The sequence below is a fragment of the Ruegeria sp. AF1 genome (assembly GCF_056542125.1).
The window spans coordinates 1-2088 of record NZ_JBQFZG010000040.1 but is presented as its reverse complement, the minus strand read 5'-3'; the positions used below and the strand labels follow the sequence as shown (position 1 = coordinate 2088).

Genomic DNA, 2088 nt, shown 5'->3' with positions numbered 1-2088 from the left:
CGCTACATTCTGGTCGATGACGAAGTCCTCGAAGTTACGAATGACCTGTCTACCGTGGTCGATGCCGTCGGCATCGTCGGTGATCTTCTAAATTAGGCGAAAGTACGATGTTTCAGGGCAAGAACTACCTCGTTTGCCCTGACGCTGGCCGGGGCGATCATTTGTGAACCCCGGCCCAAGTTCAAAACCCGAATCCGAGGCGCTACGATGATAAAGGCCCTTCTTGTACTTTTTGCGCTTGCTACCTTTTCGTCAGCACGCGCCCTACTCGCTCAGGAAAACGGTGCAACTGAAGTCCCGCAAACAATACGCTTTGAGGGCTATGTATAGCCCAGTCGCTGTCCGCCATCAGCACCCATGGAACAGACTAGGTTGATTGCGTAGCGGAGGATTTCAGGCTCATCGTAACCATCAGAGAGTGGAGATGAGAATGAAATCCGGGAAACAGAAAGCGTCAGCAGAGAGAGTTGTCAAAGACATCCGCAGGAAGACACGGCGCCAGCATTCGGCAGAGGAGAAGATCCGTATTGTGTTGGATGGGCTTCGTGGTGAAGACAGCATAGCGGAGCTGTGTCGCCGTGAAGGAATAGCTACGAGCCTGTATTACAGCTGGTCGAAAGAGTTCCTTGAGGCCGGTAAGAAGCGGTTGGCTGGCGATACCGCACGCCAGGCTACCAGCTCTGAGGTGAAGGATTTGAGAGCGGAATCGTCGGCGCTGAAAGAGGTAGTCGCCGACCTGACCCTTGAGAACCGGCTGCTCAAAAAAAGCATGTTCGAGGATGGGGGAGACGACGAATGAGATATCTGTCACCCAACAGTCGCTGCTTGCAGCGATGAGAGGGCAACATCCGAAAAGCTTGAGATCATCCGGCTGGTTGACGGTTCGCACCTGCCGATCAAACGCACACTGGAAAAGCTCGGCATTCCCAGAACGACCTTCTACCGCTGGTACGACAGGTATCTGTCTTTCGGCGAGGCCGGGCTTGAGGATCGCCATTCCCGGCCAGGTAGGGTTTGGAACCGCATCCCCGACAAGGTGCGCAAGCAGATCGTGGAACTGGCTCTGGAAGAACCCGAGTTATCGCCCCGCGAGCTTGCGGTGCGGTTCACCGACACCAGGCGCTACTTCGTTTCTGAGGCCAGTGTTTACAGGCTTCTGAAGGCACAAGATCTGATCACTAGCCCAGCCTGCATCACCATCAAAGCGGCGGATGAATTCCATGAGAAGACTGTGCGGCCGAACCAGCTTTGGCAGACCGACTTCACCTATCTCAAAGTCATCGGTTGGGGCTGGTTCTACCTGTCTACGATCCTGGATGATTACAGCCGTTACGTTGTCTCTTGGCGCCTTTGCACCACGATGAAAGCTGACGATGTCACAGGAACGCTGGAAGACGCTTTGGCTGCATCAGGTTGTGACAGTGTCACCGTTGCCCACAAGCCCCGGCTGCTCAGCGACAACGGCAGCAGTTACATCTCTGGCGAGTTGGCGAAATGGCTGGATGAGCAGGGTATGGATCATGTTCGGGGAGCGCCCAACCATCCGCAGACCCAGGGCAAGATTGAGCGATGGCATCAGACGATGAAGAACCGTGTCCTGCTGGAAAACTACTATCTGCCAGGAGCGCTCGAACAGGCCATCGGCGACTTCATCAATCACTACAACCACAACCGATACCACGAGAGCATCAGCAATCTGACACCCGCCGATGTCTATTTCGGTCGAGCCGAAACAATCCTCAGACGCAGAAAGGAAATCAAACACCAGACAATCCAGAAACGCCGCTTGCTGCATCATCAGAACGCGGCGTAGATTGAAACTGCGGCGAGCCTGATCCTCCTAAGCCAATCAAACGCTCGTGTTCCAAATCATTCGATGACGGACAAACTCGTAGCTCTGACTCTGGCAATGGAGAAACCCATGGCACTTGGCCCCAGATATGACGGAATCCGTTCCAAACTTTTACGTCATGCCTTTGCGATGCAAGAGATCGAAGGCTCGCCAGCGACCGACGAAGAAATCGAGCTTTTTCGTCGTATGGAAGACAAAGGTTGGTCCGGTGACCGCCAAGCCCGCTTTGTAAGGTA

1 protein-coding gene and 1 pseudogene are annotated in these 2088 nt (G+C 54.3%); both read left to right on the top strand.

Annotation, left to right across the window (positions count from 1 at the left end; genetic code table 11):
- Positions 1-424: 424 nt before the first annotated feature.
- Positions 425-1813, top strand: a pseudogene (locus ACR0BK_RS20315) (IS3 family transposase).
- A 63-nt stretch (positions 1814-1876) separates the two neighbouring features.
- On the top strand, positions 1877-2088 hold a 212-nt coding region (locus ACR0BK_RS20310; protein ID WP_480556060.1), incomplete at its 3' end, for a hypothetical protein.